General features: G+C 45.4%; 1 pseudogene. It reads right to left on the bottom strand.

From position 1 onward, the window contains the following. Positions 1–337, bottom strand: a pseudogene (locus tag QJ48_RS34380) (phosphoglycerate dehydrogenase); the annotation flags it as partial. Between the last annotated feature and the right edge of the window lie 183 nt (positions 338–520).

The following is a 520-nucleotide window of genomic DNA, read 5'->3' as shown; positions in this document are numbered from 1 at the left end:
ACGCCATCATCATCGCAAAGGTATGCTCACATGTCGTGACGGTATTGCCGTCTGGTGCATTGACCACCACAATTCCTAGGCTCGTCGCGGCGTCCAAATCAATATTATCAACGCCGACCCCCGCCCGGCCAATGACTTTCAGCTGGACACCGGCTTCCATGATGCGCCGAGTGACTTTTGTTTGGGAACGGACGAGCAACGCATCATACGAACCGATGATGGAAATAAGCTCTTCCTCGCTCAATCCCGTCTTTTTTGTGACCTCCACATCCACCGCACTCGTCAACTGCTGCAAGCCAAAATCACTAATTGGGTCTGATACCAAAACGTTAAACATTGGTTTTCCTCCAATCAAAAGTCAACTCTGCCTGTCTTGCCTTATCGGAATACCATGCTAGTATAGCAATAGTTGGATTGGTTATATATATCCAAAAATATTATTTTTGAGCAATCCAAAAGCAACTTGCCCCATAGGTGCTGAAATAAAAATATCCCCTCAAGTCAACTTTTTAAAAAGTTG

Source organism: Paenibacillus sp. A3, from assembly GCF_001399685.1.
Classification (GTDB): domain Bacteria; phylum Bacillota; class Bacilli; order Paenibacillales; family NBRC-103111; genus Paenibacillus_G.
This window is presented reverse-complemented; position numbering and strand designations above follow the sequence as displayed.